10 protein-coding genes are annotated in these 15868 nt (G+C 52.2%); 7 read left to right on the forward strand and 3 right to left on the reverse strand.

Annotated elements, in window-relative coordinates; genetic code table 11:
* The first annotated feature begins 51 nt into the window (after positions 1-51).
* Positions 52-2898, forward strand: a complete 2847-nt coding sequence (gene rcsC, locus O6D90_RS07700; protein WP_016157017.1) for a two-component system sensor histidine kinase RcsC — start codon at positions 52-54, stop codon at positions 2896-2898.
* A 111-nt stretch (positions 2899-3009) separates the two neighbouring features.
* Here the strand turns inward: rcsC and rcsB are convergent, their stop codons facing one another.
* On the reverse strand, positions 3010-3660 hold the full coding sequence (gene rcsB / locus O6D90_RS07705; RefSeq protein ID WP_003027592.1) for a response regulator transcription factor RcsB: 651 nt from the start codon (positions 3658-3660) through the stop codon (positions 3010-3012).
* Positions 3661-3676: 16 nt separating this feature from the next.
* On the reverse strand, positions 3677-6346 hold the full coding sequence (gene rcsD / locus O6D90_RS07710; protein ID WP_016157016.1) for a phosphotransferase RcsD: 2670 nt from the start codon (positions 6344-6346) through the stop codon (positions 3677-3679).
* Between the two features lie 738 nt (positions 6347-7084).
* On the opposite strand from rcsD, the gene O6D90_RS07715 reads away from it, so the two are divergent.
* The 6 genes from O6D90_RS07715 (at position 7085) to mgtE (ending at position 14432) form a co-directional block, all read left to right on the forward strand.
* Complete coding sequence (locus tag O6D90_RS07715; protein WP_016157015.1) at positions 7085-8209, forward strand: porin OmpC; 1125 nt, start codon at positions 7085-7087, stop codon at positions 8207-8209.
* A 115-nt stretch (positions 8210-8324) separates the two neighbouring features.
* Positions 8325-9377, forward strand: a complete 1053-nt coding sequence (gene apbE / locus O6D90_RS07720) for an FAD:protein FMN transferase ApbE (protein WP_016157014.1) — start codon at positions 8325-8327, stop codon at positions 9375-9377.
* Between the two features lie 79 nt (positions 9378-9456).
* Positions 9457-10521: a bifunctional DNA-binding transcriptional regulator/O6-methylguanine-DNA methyltransferase Ada gene (gene ada / locus O6D90_RS07725; protein WP_016157013.1), complete on the forward strand. Its 1065-nt coding sequence runs from the start codon at positions 9457-9459 to the stop codon at positions 10519-10521.
* Entirely contained in the window at positions 10521-11171 is a 651-nt protein-coding gene (alkB, locus tag O6D90_RS07730) for a DNA oxidative demethylase AlkB (RefSeq protein WP_016157012.1), read from the forward strand. Before ada ends, alkB begins: the two co-directional genes overlap by 1 nt.
* A gap of 75 nt (positions 11172-11246) precedes the next feature.
* Positions 11247-12890 carry a multidrug ABC transporter permease/ATP-binding protein gene (locus tag O6D90_RS07735; RefSeq protein ID WP_016157011.1) on the forward strand — a complete coding sequence of 548 codons (1644 nt, stop codon included), beginning with the start codon at positions 11247-11249 and terminating at the stop codon, positions 12888-12890.
* A 105-nt stretch (positions 12891-12995) separates the two neighbouring features.
* The gene (gene mgtE / locus O6D90_RS07740) at positions 12996-14432 is read left to right on the forward strand and encodes a magnesium transporter (protein ID WP_016153782.1); all 1437 of its coding nucleotides are present in this window, start codon (positions 12996-12998) and stop codon (positions 14430-14432) included.
* On the opposite strand, the gene O6D90_RS07745 is transcribed toward mgtE, so the two are convergent.
* Positions 14395-15642, reverse strand: a complete 1248-nt coding sequence (locus O6D90_RS07745; RefSeq protein WP_016157010.1) for a SulP family inorganic anion transporter — start codon at positions 15640-15642, stop codon at positions 14395-14397. The two genes, mgtE and O6D90_RS07745, sit on opposite strands and share 38 nt — an antisense overlap.
* Between the last annotated feature and the right edge of the window lie 226 nt (positions 15643-15868).

Here is a 15868-nt window from a genome sequence, read left to right on the forward strand (position 1 = left end):
CCGCTACCTTAACCACACTCTATTAATGCCCTGAGGCGGAGCTTCGCCCCTTTGAAATACCTTGCTTCCGTTCATTCAACGCTAAAAGTCTCACGCTATCTGTTCAGGGCGTTGGCGCTCCTGATATGGGGGCTAATCGCATTTGCCTCCGTTTTCTACATCGTGAATGCGCTGCACCAGAGAGAGTCCGAGATTCACCAGGAGCTTAACCTCAGTTCCGATCAGGCCCAACGTTACATTCAGCGCACCTCTGATGTGATTAAAGAGCTGAAATATATCGCGGAGAATCGCTTAACGGCGGAAAACGGCGTGATGTCGTTGCGCGCGCGGGATGATAAAACCGCCGTGCCAAACTTCGAGCCGCTGTTTGCCGACTCCGACTGCTCGGTGATGGGCAACGCCTGGCGAGGTTCGTTGGAATCGCTGGCGTGGTTTATGCGCTACTGGCGGGATAACTTTTCCGCGGCCTATGATTTGAATCGTGTGTTCCTGATCGGCAGCGACAACCTTTGCATGGCCAATTTCGGTCTGCGTGATATGCCTGTCGAACGTGACGGGGCGTTGAAGGCGCTGCATGAGCGCATTATTAAGTATCGCAATGCACCGCAGGACGAAAACGGTAATAACCTGTTCTGGATTAGCCAGGGGCCGCGGCCGGGGATAGGCTATTTCTATGCGCTGACGCCGGTTTATCTCGCTAATCGCCTGCAGGCGCTGTTGGGTGTGGAACAGCCTATCCGCATGGAGAACTTTTTCACGCCGGGCAGTTTGCCGATGGGAGTGACCATCCTTGATGAAAATGGCCATGCGCTGATTTCGCTCACCGGCCCCGAGGGGAATATTAAGGCTGAACCTCGCTGGATGCAGGAGCGCTCCTGGTTTGGCTATACGTCGGGTTTTCACGAACTGGTGCTGAAGAAAAACCTGCCCCCGTCATCGCTAAGCATTGTGTACTCCGTACCGGTTGACCTGGTGCTGGAGCGGATCCGCATGATGATCCTGAACGCGATTCTGCTGAATGTGCTGGTTGGCGCGGCGTTATTTATGCTCACGCGCATGTATGAGCGGCGCATTTTTATTCCTGCGGAAAGCGATGCCCAGCGTCTGGAAGAGCACGAGCAGTTTAACCGTAAAATCGTGGCTTCTGCGCCGGTTGGGATTTGTATTCTGCGTACGATAGATGGCATTAACATCCTGAGTAATGAGCTGGCGCACACCTATCTCAATATGCTGACGCATGAAGACCGGCAACGGTTAACGCAAATTATCTGCGGCCAGCAGGTCAATTTTGTTGATGTGCTGACCAGCAACAATACCAATCTGCAAATCAGCTTTGTGCACTCGCGCTATCGTAATGAAAACGTGGCAATTTGTGTGCTGGTTGACATCAGCGCGCGCGTTAAAATGGAAGAGTCGTTGCAGGAGATGGCGCAGGCGGCGGAGCAGGCGAGCCAGTCCAAATCGATGTTCCTTGCGACGGTAAGCCACGAGCTGCGTACGCCGCTGTATGGCATTATCGGTAACCTTGATTTGTTGCAAACCAAAGAGTTACCCAACGGAGTGGATCGCCTGGTGACGGCGATGAACAACTCTTCCAGCCTGCTGTTGAAAATTATCAGCGATATTCTCGATTTCTCGAAAATTGAATCTGAACAGCTGAAGATTGAACCGCGCGAGTTTTCACCGCGTGAAGTAATGAATCATATTACGGCTAACTATTTGCCGCTGGTGGTTCGCAAACAGCTGGGGTTGTACTGCTTTATCGACCCGAATGTACCGGTGGCGCTCAATGGTGATCCGATGCGTTTGCAGCAGGTGATTTCCAATCTGCTGAGTAATGCTATCAAGTTTACCGATACCGGCTGCATTGTGCTGCACGTGCAGTGCAACGAAGACTATCTCAGTATTCGCGTGCGTGATACCGGGGTTGGGATCCCTGCCAAAGAGGTCGTCCGCTTGTTCGATCCTTTCTTCCAGGTGGGAACCGGCGTACAGCGTAATTTCCAGGGAACCGGGCTTGGTTTGGCTATCTGTGAAAAACTGATCAGCATGATGGATGGGGATATTTCCGTCGATTCTGAACCGGGAATGGGTAGCCAGTTTATGCTGCGTATTCCGCTTTATGGCGCGCAGTACCCGCTGAAAAAAGGTATCGAAGGGCTTGTCGGCAAACGTTGCTGGCTGGCGGTGCGTAACGCGTCGCTGTACCAGTTTATTGAATCCAGTCTGGCGCGTAACGGGATGACGGTGCAGTGCTATGAGGGACAGCAACCGGATGCGGATGACCTGCTGATTGCCGACGATGTGCTGGACCAGGCGTGGCAGGGACGCGCCGCGGTTATTTTCTGCCGTCGTCATATCGGTATTCCGCTGGAAAGGGTGCCCGGGGAGTGGGTGCACAGCGTGGCATCGCCTCACGAACTGCCCGCGCTGTTGGCGCATATCTACAGCCTTGAGCTGAGCAGTGAAGAGCTTTCAACGGCGTTGCCAGCCCCGGATAAAGTTGCTGCAACTAACGATGACATGATGATTCTGGTGGTCGACGATCATCCTATCAACAGGCGTTTACTGGCCGATCAGTTGGGATCGTTGGGGTATCAGTGTAAAACCGCGAATGACGGCGTGGACGCACTCAATGTACTGAGTAAAAACCATATCGACATCGTGCTGAGCGACGTTAACATGCCGAACATGGATGGTTATCGCCTGACCCAGCGTATTCGCCAGTTAGGATTAACCCTGCCGGTTGTCGGCGTGACGGCCAACGCGCTGGCTGAAGAGAAGCAGCGTTGTCTGGAGTCAGGTATGGATAGCTGTCTGTCTAAGCCGGTGACGTTAGATGTATTGAAGCAAACGCTGACGGTCTATGCGGAAAGAGTGAGAAAGGCGCGGGAATAAAAGAGGTCGGATGGGGCGTTAGCCTTATCCGGCCTACGTAACACGCACAATATCGTGTCATTCGTAGGCCTGATAAACGCCGTGCCATCAGGCACGTCGATGTTAAAAGAATTACTCTTTGTCTGAAGGACTCAGCGTGACGGAAGAAAGGTAATTCAACAGGGCGATATCGTTTTCCACACCGAGTTTCATCATTGCCGACTTTTTCTGGCTGCTGATGGTTTTAATACTGCGGTTGAGTTTTTTCGCGATTTCAGTAACCAGGAAACCTTCGGCAAACAGGCGTAGAACTTCGCTCTCTTTCGGTGACAGACGTTTGTCGCCGTAGCCGCTGGCGCTGATTTTTTCCAGCAGACGAGAAACGCTTTCCGGGGTGAATTTCTTACCCTTCTGCAGCGCGGCAAGCGCTTTCGGCAGATCTGTTGGCGCGCCTTGCTTCAGGACAATTCCTTCAATATCGAGATCCAGTACCGCGCTCAGGATTGCCGGGTTGTTGTTCATGGTGAGAACAATAATCGACAGGCTCGGGAAATGGCGCTTGATATACTTAATTAACGTGATCCCGTCACCGTATTTATCTCCCGGCATGGAGAGGTCGGTAATCAACACATGAGCATCTAACTTAGGCAAATTGTTGATCAGTGCAGTGGAGTCTTCAAATTCGCCGACAACGTTTACCCACTCGATTTGCTCAAGTGATTTACGAATACCGAACAGTACAATCGGGTGGTCATCGGCAATAATTACGTTCATAGTGTTCATGTATTGGGCTACCTTGCTACAGCAAGCTCTTGACGTAATCGTCAATGTCGCTGATGTATTTTTCTATACCTGGAGCATCTTTCTCTTGAATAAGATGTTCCAGCGCTTCACATAACTGCTTGCCGGGTACCAGATTAAGCATGGCAAACACGCCTTTCAGGCGATGGGCCGTTTGGGCTAACGCAGCGAAATCGCTGGTTGCTGCCTCAGTATACAACCTCTTAACATCATCCGGTACTGTGTCTACAAAGAGTGCATAGTAACCACTGGCATGAAGTTCGGCGTTTTCATCTCCGCCGAGGGGGAGTTCCTGGATCTCTTCTTGTGCCAGCTGCTCTTCTATCAGCTCGAGGACAGCTTCCTGCATAGCATTGCTCATATTAAAGTTGACGCGCAGCTGACCAGGGCCAATTTTCCGCACGCCAGACTCATCATCGCTTAAAAGAAGGCCTGAGGCAGTAAGATTAGACGGATTATCTGTTAAAAAGAGATCATATTCTTGACTATTCAACCGCTCATCAGGCGTGATGCAGGTTGCTCCCCAGTTCTCCAGTTGGCGTAATACGATGCTGCGTACGTCATTAGAGGTGACATCAACCATTATGCAGACGTCATCTAACAAACGCTCTTCACTTTCAGCATGTTGATCGTGCAGCGGCATTTTAACATGGACTATATAACGTGTTCCAAGTTCTTCCCGCGCTTTAATGTTCAGGTGTCCACCTAGCTTGCGGGCGAGCTGATCGCATAACCAGAACGTCAGCGGGTTGGCCTTGCTATACCGATCGCCCTGGGTGTCATTGATGAACGGGAAGTGCAGGTTATCAACTTCATTCAACGTGACACCTTGCCCGGTATCCAGAATGCGGAAGGTCAGGCGTTCAGTCTCCGATTCATCCTGGTCGACTTCCAGCGTGATTTTGCCAATTTGCGTGGTGGTTACCGCATATTGGATCAGCAACAGCAAAATACGGCGCAGGGCATCGCGGTCGCCGCGGCGTTCATCATGGGCGCTAAGGTGATTTTTAATCAGTAGCTGCAGCCCTTTACGTTTAATGGCTGGCAGAACCTCCGGAACCACGTCATCAATTAACGACTGCACGGAAAACAGCGTCGATTCACTTTTCCAGGCGTCGCTTTCCAGCAGGTTGGCCAACTGGATTTCATCTACCATACGCACCAGAACGTCTGCCTGATTGGCCAGTTTCTGGCTGTCCGGGCTATTCAGTGCGGCAGCATTAGCGGCAAGTGTTTTCGCCGGGTCTTTCAGTGCGCTGCCGATATTCTGCATAAAGGCCGCCCGGGCCTGCTGGTTTTTCTCATACAGTCGCTGCGCTTGTTTCAGCTTCTTATTAACCAGCACTTCGCGGTCCTGGTCACGAATAATAAAGATCTGCGTTCTCGAGGAGATCTGGCTGCGGAACAGCCGGATTTCATACAGCTCATTATTGATGGTGGCCTGAATCACCCCCTGATGCTGCTCCGCCATACTGGTAATGTTTTGCAAATTTAAATGCGGTAACAGGTGGTCGGCAATTTTATTGCTGATAACCGTGCGGTTTGCTTCTTGATCGTGCACCAGCAAGCCCAGAGGCAGCAGGGACACAATCTCTTCATTGATGGCGCGCAGAACACGCAGTTCATTATTTGCCGCAAGGTTTGGTGCCACTTCGGTGGAACGGGCAGGGAGGTGGCGAAAGGTGGTATAGCCAAACAGCGCCAGGGCCAACAAAGCAATGTTGAGTAACAGCGGCAGCAGAATGCTTTGTAAGGTGTCGAGCAGCAATGAGCCAAACGGAACCTGCCACACCAGCCGCATATCCGTTGAGTTTAGCGCCGAAGAGATCTCAATTTTACTGTTGTTGAAATTAATGCTGACACTGTCAGGCGACTCTTTTTCATTCAGATGCTCGGTTGTTGACGTGGCATCTGGAACCAGATGGAAGCTGTCCAGCGGCATGCCGGGTGGGATCAAGTCATTAATCGGCAGGTCAAAGGCGACAACCGTTGCCAGATGTCCAGGCTGATTAAAGGTCGTGCGTAGCGTGAAGTAATGCCCGTTCTGCCACGCCAGACGGCGCAGTGAAGAGAAGCTTTCACGTTCATCCAGCGCATTGGCCTGTTGTAACATTTCCGCGCGCCGTGAATCGACAATATTACCAATCGTCGACTCTTTAAAACCGGAAGTCAGATCTTTTAGCGGCAACGTTGAGATAAGGATCAGGCTATTGTCCTGACCATTCAGGTAATACATAGACCACGGAACATTTTCCGCGCCCCACAGCGTATCAAGATAGGTTGAGATGCGTTGGGTCATCTCCAGCGTAGAACTGTCATGGGAACCGAAAATCAGCGCCTCGGTCTTTCTGCGCGGTTTCTCAAGATAATAGACGTCTTGTTTCAGACGCGTTTCCTGCAGTCCTTCTGCACCAGGTGAACTGGCCGTAGCGGCAATATTGTCATAGATTTGCCAGGTCACGTATCGCCAGGTATCGACCCTTTTATGAATGGCATGGGTGATATCGACAATCTGATAGCTCTTATCCTTTAACCAGGTGTTGACGGCGCTCTGGACCATAACGCCCATCATCACCAACAGCACAACGATCAGTAATAAGAAGAAACGGGTAATACTTCCCGGTAGCAGGGAGAATCGGGTAGAAGCCGTTGTGTCAGACTGACTCATTCGTGTTTATGACCTGTTAAACGACGCGAAAGATGATGGGGCAGTATAAAGGGTAATATATGAATTGCCACACTTACACCACGCCGGATGGCCCGCATTTTTTACGCTCCATTCTGTTGCAGCCATCACTATCCAAAGGTGTACAGTGGATAAAGGCGGGTACAAATATTTATACGGAATGTATACATTTAGCATTAAATAACAAGAAATTATTAATCAGATTTATATCTGAATACGACGCAATGAGATAGTTAATAGTTGTTATAGTTTTGCATCGGTAGCACAGAACGGTAAGTTTTGTGTAAAGAAGGGTAAAAAAAAACCGAACGCGAAGCATTCGGTTGAAATAGGGGTAAACAGACATTCATGAATGAATGACGGTAATAAATAAAGTTAATGATGATAGCGGGTCTATTTTAGTTGCGAGTGAAGATTTTGTTTTGTCATTCAGTGCTATAACTATTTTCAATGTAACTTATTGATTTTAAATTTAATTAAAACAGTTCTTGATTATTTGTGCTTATTTTGCCTGTTTTTTGATTTTAAAAAAGTTCCCTCTTATTAATATTTTGAAACATCTATGTCGATAAATGAAACACCTTAAAAGTTTTAGTATCATATTCGTGTTGGATTATTCTGTGTTTTTGCGGAGAATGAAGTTGCCGACTGGTTAATGACCTTAATCAGTATGCAGTGGCATAAAAAAGCAATAAAGGCATATAACAGAGGGTTAATAACATGAAAGTTAAAGTACTGTCCCTCCTGGTACCAGCACTGCTGGTAGCAGGCGCAGCAAATGCGGCTGAAATTTATAACAAAGACGGCAACAAATTAGACCTGTACGGCAAAGTCGACGGTCTGCACTATTTCTCCGATAACAAAGGTGATGATGGTGATAAGACTTACATGCGTATCGGCTTCAAAGGCGAAACCCAGGTTAACGACCAACTGACCGGTTACGGCCAGTGGGAATACCAGATTCAAGGCAACCAGAGTGAATCCAGCAACGACGCCTGGACGCGTGTGGCATTCGCAGGCCTGAAATTCGCTGATGCAGGTTCTTTCGACTACGGTCGTAACTACGGTGTAACTTATGATGTAACGTCCTGGACCGACGTCCTGCCAGAATTCGGCGGTGACACCTACGGTGCGGACAACTTCATGCAGCAGCGTGGTAACGGTTATGCGACCTACCGTAATACAGATTTCTTTGGCCTGGTTGATGGTCTGAACTTTGCCCTGCAGTACCAGGGTAAAAACGGCAGCGTAAGTGGTGAAAACGAAGGTGGTCGTAGCCTGCTGACCCAGAATGGCGATGGTTACGGCGGCTCTCTGACTTACGATCTCGGCTCTGGCTTTGGTATCGGTGGTGCGATCACTACCTCTAAACGTACCGCTGATCAGAATGCTCTTGGCGTGTACGGTAATGGTGACCGTGCAACGGTTTATACCGGTGGTCTGAAATACGACGCTAACAACGTTTACTTGGCTGCACAGTACTCCCAGTCCTATAACGCAACCCGTTTCGGTACCTCTAACGGTAGCAACCGGACTGCTGCATATGGCTTCGCAGATAAAGCACAGAACTTTGAAGTTGTGGCACAGTACCAGTTCGATTTCGGTCTGCGTCCTTCCGTGGCTTACCTGCAGTCAAAAGGCAAAGACATCAGCAATGGCTTCACCAACTACGGTGACCAGGATATCGTGAAATATGTTGATGTTGGCGCGACTTACTACTTCAACAAAAACATGTCTACCTATGTTGATTACAAAATCAACCTGCTGGATGACAATGCGTTTACCCAGGCAGCAGGTATTGCTACCGATGATATCGTAGCGCTGGGTCTGGTTTACCAGTTCTAATCTGCGCTCATGTCGTTAAAAGGCCCTGCGGGGCCTTTTTTAATGCCGTTTTTTCGTCGTACAAACAACGATTTTTGGTGTACTCTTGCGCCCGTTCGCATGAGGATAATTACGTATGGAAGTGAATTTCTATCGCGCAGCACTACTGGCTGTGACGATCTTTTTTGTCGGGTGCGATGAAGCCCCGAAACCTGCCCAGACCACACAACCTGCCACCGTTCTGGAAGGTAAAACCATGGGCACTTTCTGGCGGGTCAGTGCGGTGGGCGTAGATGCCAAACGCGCCGGGGAACTGCAGGCGAAGATCCAGGCTCAGTTGGATGCCGACGATCAGCTTCTCTCTACCTATAAAAATGATTCTGCGTTAATGCGCTTTAACCTGTCGAAAAGCCTGTCGCCATGGCCGGTTAATGATGCTATGGCCGATATCGTGACTTCCGCGCTGCGCATTGGCGCAAAAACCGGTGGGGCCATGGATATTACCTTGGGACCGTTGGTCAATCTGTGGGGCTTTGGCCCGGATCAGCAACCGGTGCATATTCCCACTCAGGCGCAAATTGACGCCGCAAAAGCGCAAACCGGGCTTTCACATCTGAAGGTTGTTAATGAGGCGCATCGGAACTACCTGCAAAAAGATTTGCCCGAGCTGTACGTGGATCTCTCGACCGTTGGCGAAGGTTATGCCGCCGATCATCTGGCACGATTAATGGAGCAGGAAGGGATCGCCCGTTATCTGGTATCCGTTGGTGGAGCATTGAACAGCCGCGGTATGAATGCAGATGGGCTTTCGTGGCGAGTCGCGATTCAGAAACCGACCGATCGCGAAAACGCGGTACAGGCGATCGTCGACATTAACGGGCATGGCATTAGCACCTCCGGCAGCTACCGTAACTATTATGAGCTGGATGGTAAGCGCCTTTCCCATGTTATCGATCCGCAAACCGGTCGTCCGATTGAACACAACCTGGTATCTGTAACGGTAATCGCACCAACGGCGCTGGAGGCTGACGGTTGGGATACCGGTTTGATGGTTCTCGGCCCGGAAAAGGCCAAAGAGGTGGTGCGTCGTGAAGGACTCGCGGTCTATATGATTATAAAAGAGGGCGAGGGGTTTAAAACCTGGATGTCGCCGCAGTTTAAAAGCTTCCTGCTCAGCGAAAAAAATTAAAAAGCAAGATTGCGGGTTTTCGTATCCGGCTATGGGGACACACTGAGGCTAAGCGCTATGCTTAACAAAGGAGTCCATAATGAAAAATCGTTTACACATAACTGATGATGACCGCTGGCAGTCCGTTGTGGATCGTGACGCCGACGCTGACGGTCAGTTTGTTTTCGCCGTCCAGACCACCGGCATTTTCTGCCGTCCGTCCTGTCGGGCGAAACATGCGCTGCGCAAAAATGTCACTTTCTTTGCCGATGCCCGGCAGGCGCTGGCCGCCGGTTTTCGTCCCTGTAAACGTTGTCAGCCGGATAAAGACAGCGCCCACCAGCATCGGCTGGAGAAAATAGCCCACGCCTGCCAGTTGCTGGAGCAGGAATCTCCCCTCACGCTGGACGAGTTGGCGCAGCAGGTGGCGATGAGCCCGTATCACTTACATCGCCTGTTCAAAGCCACAACGGGCATGACCCCCAAAGCGTGGCAGCAGTCCTGGCGCGCCCGTCGTCTGCGCGATGCGCTGGCGAAAGGCGTTCCGGTAACGCAGGCAATTCTCAACGCCGGATTTCCCGACAGCAGCAGCTACTACCGAAAAGCGGATCAGACGTTAGGCATGACCGCAAAGCAATTTCGTAAAGGTGGTGACAACGTTTCTGTACGCTATACCCTGGCAGATTGTTCTCTGGGTCGCTGTCTGGTGGCGGAAAGCGAACGCGGTATCTGCGCGATCTTACTTGGTGATGATGACGCTACGTTGGTTGCGGATCTGCATGAGCTGTTTCCCGCCGCTCAGGATGTGCCAGCAGATGCCGATTTTCAGCAGCGCGTGCGCGAAGTGATCGCCGCAATCAATGCGCGTGACGCGCCGTTATCGCTGCCGCTGGATATCCGCGGAACCGCATTTCAGCAGCAGGTGTGGCAGGCGTTGCGCGCAATTCCGTGCGGCGAAACGATGAGCTACCAGCAACTGGCCAGCGCCATCGGCAAACCGAAGGCGGTGCGTGCGGTGGCCAGCGCCTGTGGGGCGAATAAACTGGCAATCGTCATCCCGTGTCACCGGGTGATCCGCGGCGATGGCGCGCTTTCGGGCTACCGGTGGGGCATTGCGCGCAAAGCACAGTTACTGCAACGTGAAACGACTGGCGAGGAAACATAATGCTCGATCTCTTTGCGGATGCGAAACCCTGGCAGGAGCCGCTGGCGTCAGGCGCGGTTATTCTGCGACGCTTCGCTTTTGACTGCGCACCGTCTCTGCTGCAGGCGATAGCGGCTATCGCCAGACAGTCGCCGTTTCGCCAGATGGTGACGCCCGGCGGCTACACGATGTCGGTGGCAATGACCAACTGCGGTCGTCTGGGTTGGACAACGGATCAACATGGTTACCTTTATTCTCCTTTTGATCCGCTAACCGGCGCGCACTGGCCGCCGCTGCCGGATGCATTCGCTGACCTGTACCAACAGGCAGCGACGGCGGCGGGCTATGCTGATTTTCAACCCGATGCCTGTCTGATTAACCGCTACACGCCTGGGGCAAAACTGTCCTTACATCAGGATAAAGACGAACCCGACCTGCGGGCGCCGATTGTCTCGGTGTCGCTAGGGTTGCCGGCCATCTTTCAATTTGGCGGCTTGCGCCGTAATGACCCCTTAAAGCGTTTGCTGCTGGAACATGGCGATGTGGTGGTGTGGGGCGGTACTTCGCGGCTGTTTTATCATGGGATCCAGCCGCTTAAGACGGGGTATCATCCGTTGACCGGAGACTGTCGCTACAATCTGACGTTTCGTCAGGCGGGTAAAAAAGAATAAAAATAAGAATTATTATTGCTGTCAGCGAAGAGATGTTTAAACTGCGGGCTGTTATTACTTGTCCGGGTTGTTCGCATGGAACTTTTACTTCTTGTCTGGCGGCAGTATCGCTGGCCATTTATCAGCGTCATGGCGCTCAGCCTCGCCAGCGCCGCGTTGGGGATTGGGCTGATTGCGTTTATCAACCAGCGTCTGATTGAAACGGTCGACACCACGCTGATGGTGCTGCCGGAGTTTCTTGGCCTGTTGCTGCTATTGATGGTTGTCACTCTCGGCTCTCAGCTGGCGTTGACCACGCTCGGCCACCACTTTGTCTACCGCCTGCGTAGCGAATTTATCAAACGTATTCTGGATACCCACGTCGAGCGTATTGAACAGCTTGGCAGCGCCTCGTTGCTGGCCGGTTTAACCAGCGATATTCGCAACATCACCATCGCCTTTGTTCGTCTGCCTGAGCTGGTGCAGGGGATTATCCTGACCATCGGATCGGCGGCGTATCTGGCGATGCTGTCGACCAAAATGCTGCTGGTGACGGCAATCTGGATGGCAATCACCATCTGGGGGGGATTTGTGCTGGTGGCGCGGGTGTATAAGCACATGGCTACCCTGCGCGAAACCGAAGACAAGTTGTACAACGATTATCAGACGGTGCTGGAAGGGCGCAAAGAGCTGACGCTCAACCGCGAGCGCGCCGAGCATATCTTTAATCAGATGTACGTCCCGGATGCCAAAGAGTACCGTCACCATATTATTCGCGCCGATACCTTCCACCTGAGCGCGGTCAACTGGTCAAACATTATGATGCTGGGCGCCATTGGTCTGGTGTTCTGGATGGCGAATAGTCTGGGCTGGGCGGATACCGCCGTGGCGGCGACTTACTCACTGACGCTGTTATTCCTGCGTACACCGCTGCTCTCTGCCGTTGGCGCGCTACCAACCCTGCTCACTGCGCAGGTGGCTTTCAACAAGCTGAATAAATTCGCACTGGCACCTTTTAAGGCCGAATTCCCGCGCCCAACCGCTTTTCCAAACTGGCAAACGCTGGAACTGCGTAACGTGGTTTTCCACTATCAGGATAATGCCTTTTCCGTAGGGCCGGTCAATCTGACGATTCATCGCGGTGAACTGATCTTCCTGATTGGCGGCAACGGCAGCGGGAAATCTACGCTGGCGATGTTACTGACCGGGCTATACCAGCCGCAGTCAGGTGAAATTTTGCTTGATGGTAAGGCCGTTGCCGTTGAAAAGCCGGAAGATTATCGCAAGCTGTTCTCCGCCGTGTTTACCGACGTCTGGCTATTCGACAAACTGCTGGGGCCGGAAGGTAAAGAAGCCAATCCGCAGCTGGTAGCGAAGTGGCTGGAACATCTTAAGATGGGTCACAAGCTGGAGATGAACGATGGCCGCATCCTCAATCTGAAGCTGTCGAAAGGGCAGAAGAAACGCGTGGCGCTGCTGCTGGCTCTGGCGGAGGAGCGCGACATCATTCTGCTGGATGAATGGGCTGCCGATCAGGATCCCCATTTCCGTCGTGAGTTCTATCAGGTCCTGTTACCGCTGATGCAAGAAATGGGTAAAACTATCTTCGCCATTAGCCATGACGATCACTATTTTATTCACGCCGATCGTCTGCTGGAAATGCGTAACGGACAGTTGAGTGAACTGCTGGGCGATGAGCGTGATGCCGCCTCGCGTGACGCGGTGGCTCGCACCGCATGATCCCACATGCCGCCGGTTTTTTATCCACCCGGCGGCACTGTTTATTGTTATTTACATAAATCGGCATCATGATTAATGATATTTCATATCATGGATTTATGATTAATGCCTGTAACAAACAAAAACAGCGCCAGACTGCGTGATGAAGAGCGTGCGCGTCTTATCTGGCTGCTGACCACTGATAAAGCCGTTGTTTCAACGCTATTGGGCAAGCTTACCCTGGCTGAGCAATATGACGTCGGCACGTTAGCCGACGATATTGCTGAGGTAGGGGCGCTGGTCGCCCACCTGCCGCCGCCCGATCTGGCGGATACCCTCGAAGCATTACCTTCTGAAGAGCGTCACGCCCTGTGGCGACTGGTCGAAAGTGAAAAGCGCGGTAACGTCCTGCTTGAGGCGTCAGAAAACGTCTGGGACGACCTGATCGATGAGATGAGCGACCGTGAGCTGCTGGATGCGTTGCAATACCTTGATATCGACGAACAGATTTATCTGGTTCAGCATCTCCCTCGTAACCTCACGGGTCGACTGTTGGCGACGTTACCGGCCGAGGAGCGGGCGCGCGTCCGCCAGGTGCTGCACTACGAGAAGAATCGCGTCGGTGCGATTATGGAGTTCGAAGTTATCACCGTGCGTCCGGACGTGACGCTGGAAGTGGTGCAACGCTACCTGCGGCGGCTGGGAAAAATGCCGGAGAACACCGATAAACTCTTCGTGACCGACCGCAATAAAGTGCTGGTCGGGGAACTGACGCTCACCTGTATTCTGCTCAATGACGTTCAGCGAAAAGTCAGCGAGGTGATGGAAGATGATCCGCTCACCTTTTCTCCGGAAGATATCGCCGAACACGCCGCGCGAACCTTTGAACGTGACGACCTGGTCAGTGCCGCGGTCGTTGACTCTTCAGGTAAACTGATGGGCCGTTTAACCATCGATGAGATCGTCGATGTGGTCTATGAAGAAACCGATACCGATCTGCGTCGAATGGGCGGCTTAAGCGCCGGAGAGGATGTGTTTGCCCCCGTCACGAAAGCGGTAAAAACCCGCTGGGCGTGGTTGGCCGTTAACCTTTGTACCGCCTTTATCGCTTCGCGAGTGATCGACGGCTTTGAACATACAATTTCGCAACTGGTCGCGCTGGCCTCGCTGATGCCGATTGTGGCGGGGATCGGCGGCAACACCGGGAATCAAACCATCACCATGATTGTTCGCGCGCTGGCGCTACAAAATATTCAGCCGGGAAACCTGACGTTTTTGATCCTGCGCGAAATGGGCGTGGCGTTGATTAATGGCCTCGTGTGGGGCGGAATTATGGGCGGCATTACCTGGTGGCTGTACGATGACATGGCGCTCGGCGGCGTGATGACCCTGGCGATGATGCTCAATTTGCTGATGGCGGCGTTGATGGGCGTTATTATTCCGATGACGATGGTGAAGCTCGGGCGCGACCCGGCGGTCGGCTCGAGCGTCATGATTACGGCAATCACCGATACCGGTGGTTTCTTTATTTTTCTCGGTCTGGCAACGCTGTTTCTGATGTAGCCGCACGTTTGCCTCTGACGATACGCGGCAGAATGAGCATCGTCATCACCCCGGCAACCACGCCAAGCGCCAGGTTGCCGGTTGACACCGTTGCCGCGACGGTCATTAGCATCACCAGCGTTTCAGTAACGGGGAGTTGCCGCAACGTAGCGGGCTGGATGCTGTGCCAACTGAAGGTTTTCACCGCTACAATCACCATAATTCCCGCCAGCACCGACATGGGGATTTTCGCCATTACTTCGCTTAACCCAGTGACCAGCAACAACAGCACCAGCCCGGCGGCGACCGTCGAGATGCGGCTGCGTCCTTTGCCCATCTCGACGTTAACGATGGTTTGACCAATCATCGCACACCCGGCGATGCCGCCATAAAAACCGGCCAGAATATTGGCTATCCCCAACCCGGCGCTCTCGCGATTCTTATTCGACGGCGTAGCCGTCAGGTCATCCACCAGACGGGCGGTTAACAGCGACTCCATTAATCCGACAAAAGCGATGCTCAGCGCGCAGGGCCAGATAATCGCCAGCGTTTGCAGGTTGAGCGGTACCAATAACTGCGTGAATCCCGGCAGGCCGCCGCGCATTGAACCTTCGTCACCGACGGTCGGTAATAGTTGTCCGCTGGTGACAGTGAACACCGTCAGCAGCACGATGGCGATAAGCGGCGCGGGGATCGTTTTAATAAAACGCGGAACCCACAGCACAATCAACAGGGTCAGGACAAACAGCCCCCAGATTAGCGGGCTTTTACCCCAGAAATGCGGGACCTGGGCAAAGAAAATCAAAATACCCAGCGCGTTCACAAAACCGGTCATGACGGCTGTAGGAATGAATCGCATCAGACGCGCCATCCCCAATACGCCAAACAGGATCTGAATAATCCCGGCCAGCACCACCGCAGGCAGGATGTACTGGACGCCGTGTTGATGCACCATCGGGCCAATCACCAGCGCGACCGATCCTGCCGCTGCGGTAACCATTGCCGGACGGCCACCTAAAAATGACATTGCCAGGCACAGTACGACTGAGGCTATCAGGCTGACTTTAGGATCGACGCCGGCGATAACGGAAAAAGAGATCACTTCCGGGATCAGCGCCAGGGCGGTTACCACACCGGCCAGCGTTTCGCGAACCAGTAAACGGGGTTGGCGCAGCACTGCGCGCGTCGCGTGCTCCGCTACTGCGACAGAGGAGGGTTGAGTTGCAGACATCGTTACTCTTAGGTCAAAAATGGCCCGGTAAAGCAGACCGACAGGCATCCGTGCGGTGAATAGCAAAGCGCAGCATAGTACCTGTCTGACGGACCGGTTTCCAGAAATGATTGTCAATAACCGTATAAACTATCAACGTATTAATAACATTTTTAAAAATTAAATATAATTTATAAACAATATTTAAATATTTTTACTTAAGTGTTAACGTTGATACCGCTCGATT

The organism is Citrobacter sp. 21OH12SH02A-Citro (genome assembly GCF_027919895.1).
GTDB classification, from domain to species: Bacteria; Pseudomonadota; Gammaproteobacteria; order Enterobacterales; family Enterobacteriaceae; genus Citrobacter; species Citrobacter braakii.

Coding starts and splice junctions, on each gene's coding strand:
- rcsB (WP_003027592.1), bottom strand. CDS start 3,660: ATGAACACTATGAACGTAATTATTGCCGATGACCACCCGATTGTACTG.
- rcsD (WP_016157016.1), bottom strand. CDS start 6,346: ATGAGTCAGTCTGACACAACGGCTTCTACCCGATTCTCCCTGCTACCG.
- O6D90_RS07715 (WP_016157015.1), top strand. CDS start 7,085: ATGAAAGTTAAAGTACTGTCCCTCCTGGTACCAGCACTGCTGGTAGCA.
- apbE (WP_016157014.1), top strand. CDS start 8,325: ATGGAAGTGAATTTCTATCGCGCAGCACTACTGGCTGTGACGATCTTT.
- ada (WP_016157013.1), top strand. CDS start 9,457: ATGAAAAATCGTTTACACATAACTGATGATGACCGCTGGCAGTCCGTT.
- alkB (WP_016157012.1), top strand. CDS start 10,521: ATGCTCGATCTCTTTGCGGATGCGAAACCCTGGCAGGAGCCGCTGGCG.
- O6D90_RS07735 (WP_016157011.1), top strand. CDS start 11,247: ATGGAACTTTTACTTCTTGTCTGGCGGCAGTATCGCTGGCCATTTATC.
- mgtE (WP_016153782.1), top strand. CDS start 12,996: ATGCCTGTAACAAACAAAAACAGCGCCAGACTGCGTGATGAAGAGCGT.
- O6D90_RS07745 (WP_016157010.1), bottom strand. CDS start 15,642: ATGTCTGCAACTCAACCCTCCTCTGTCGCAGTAGCGGAGCACGCGACG.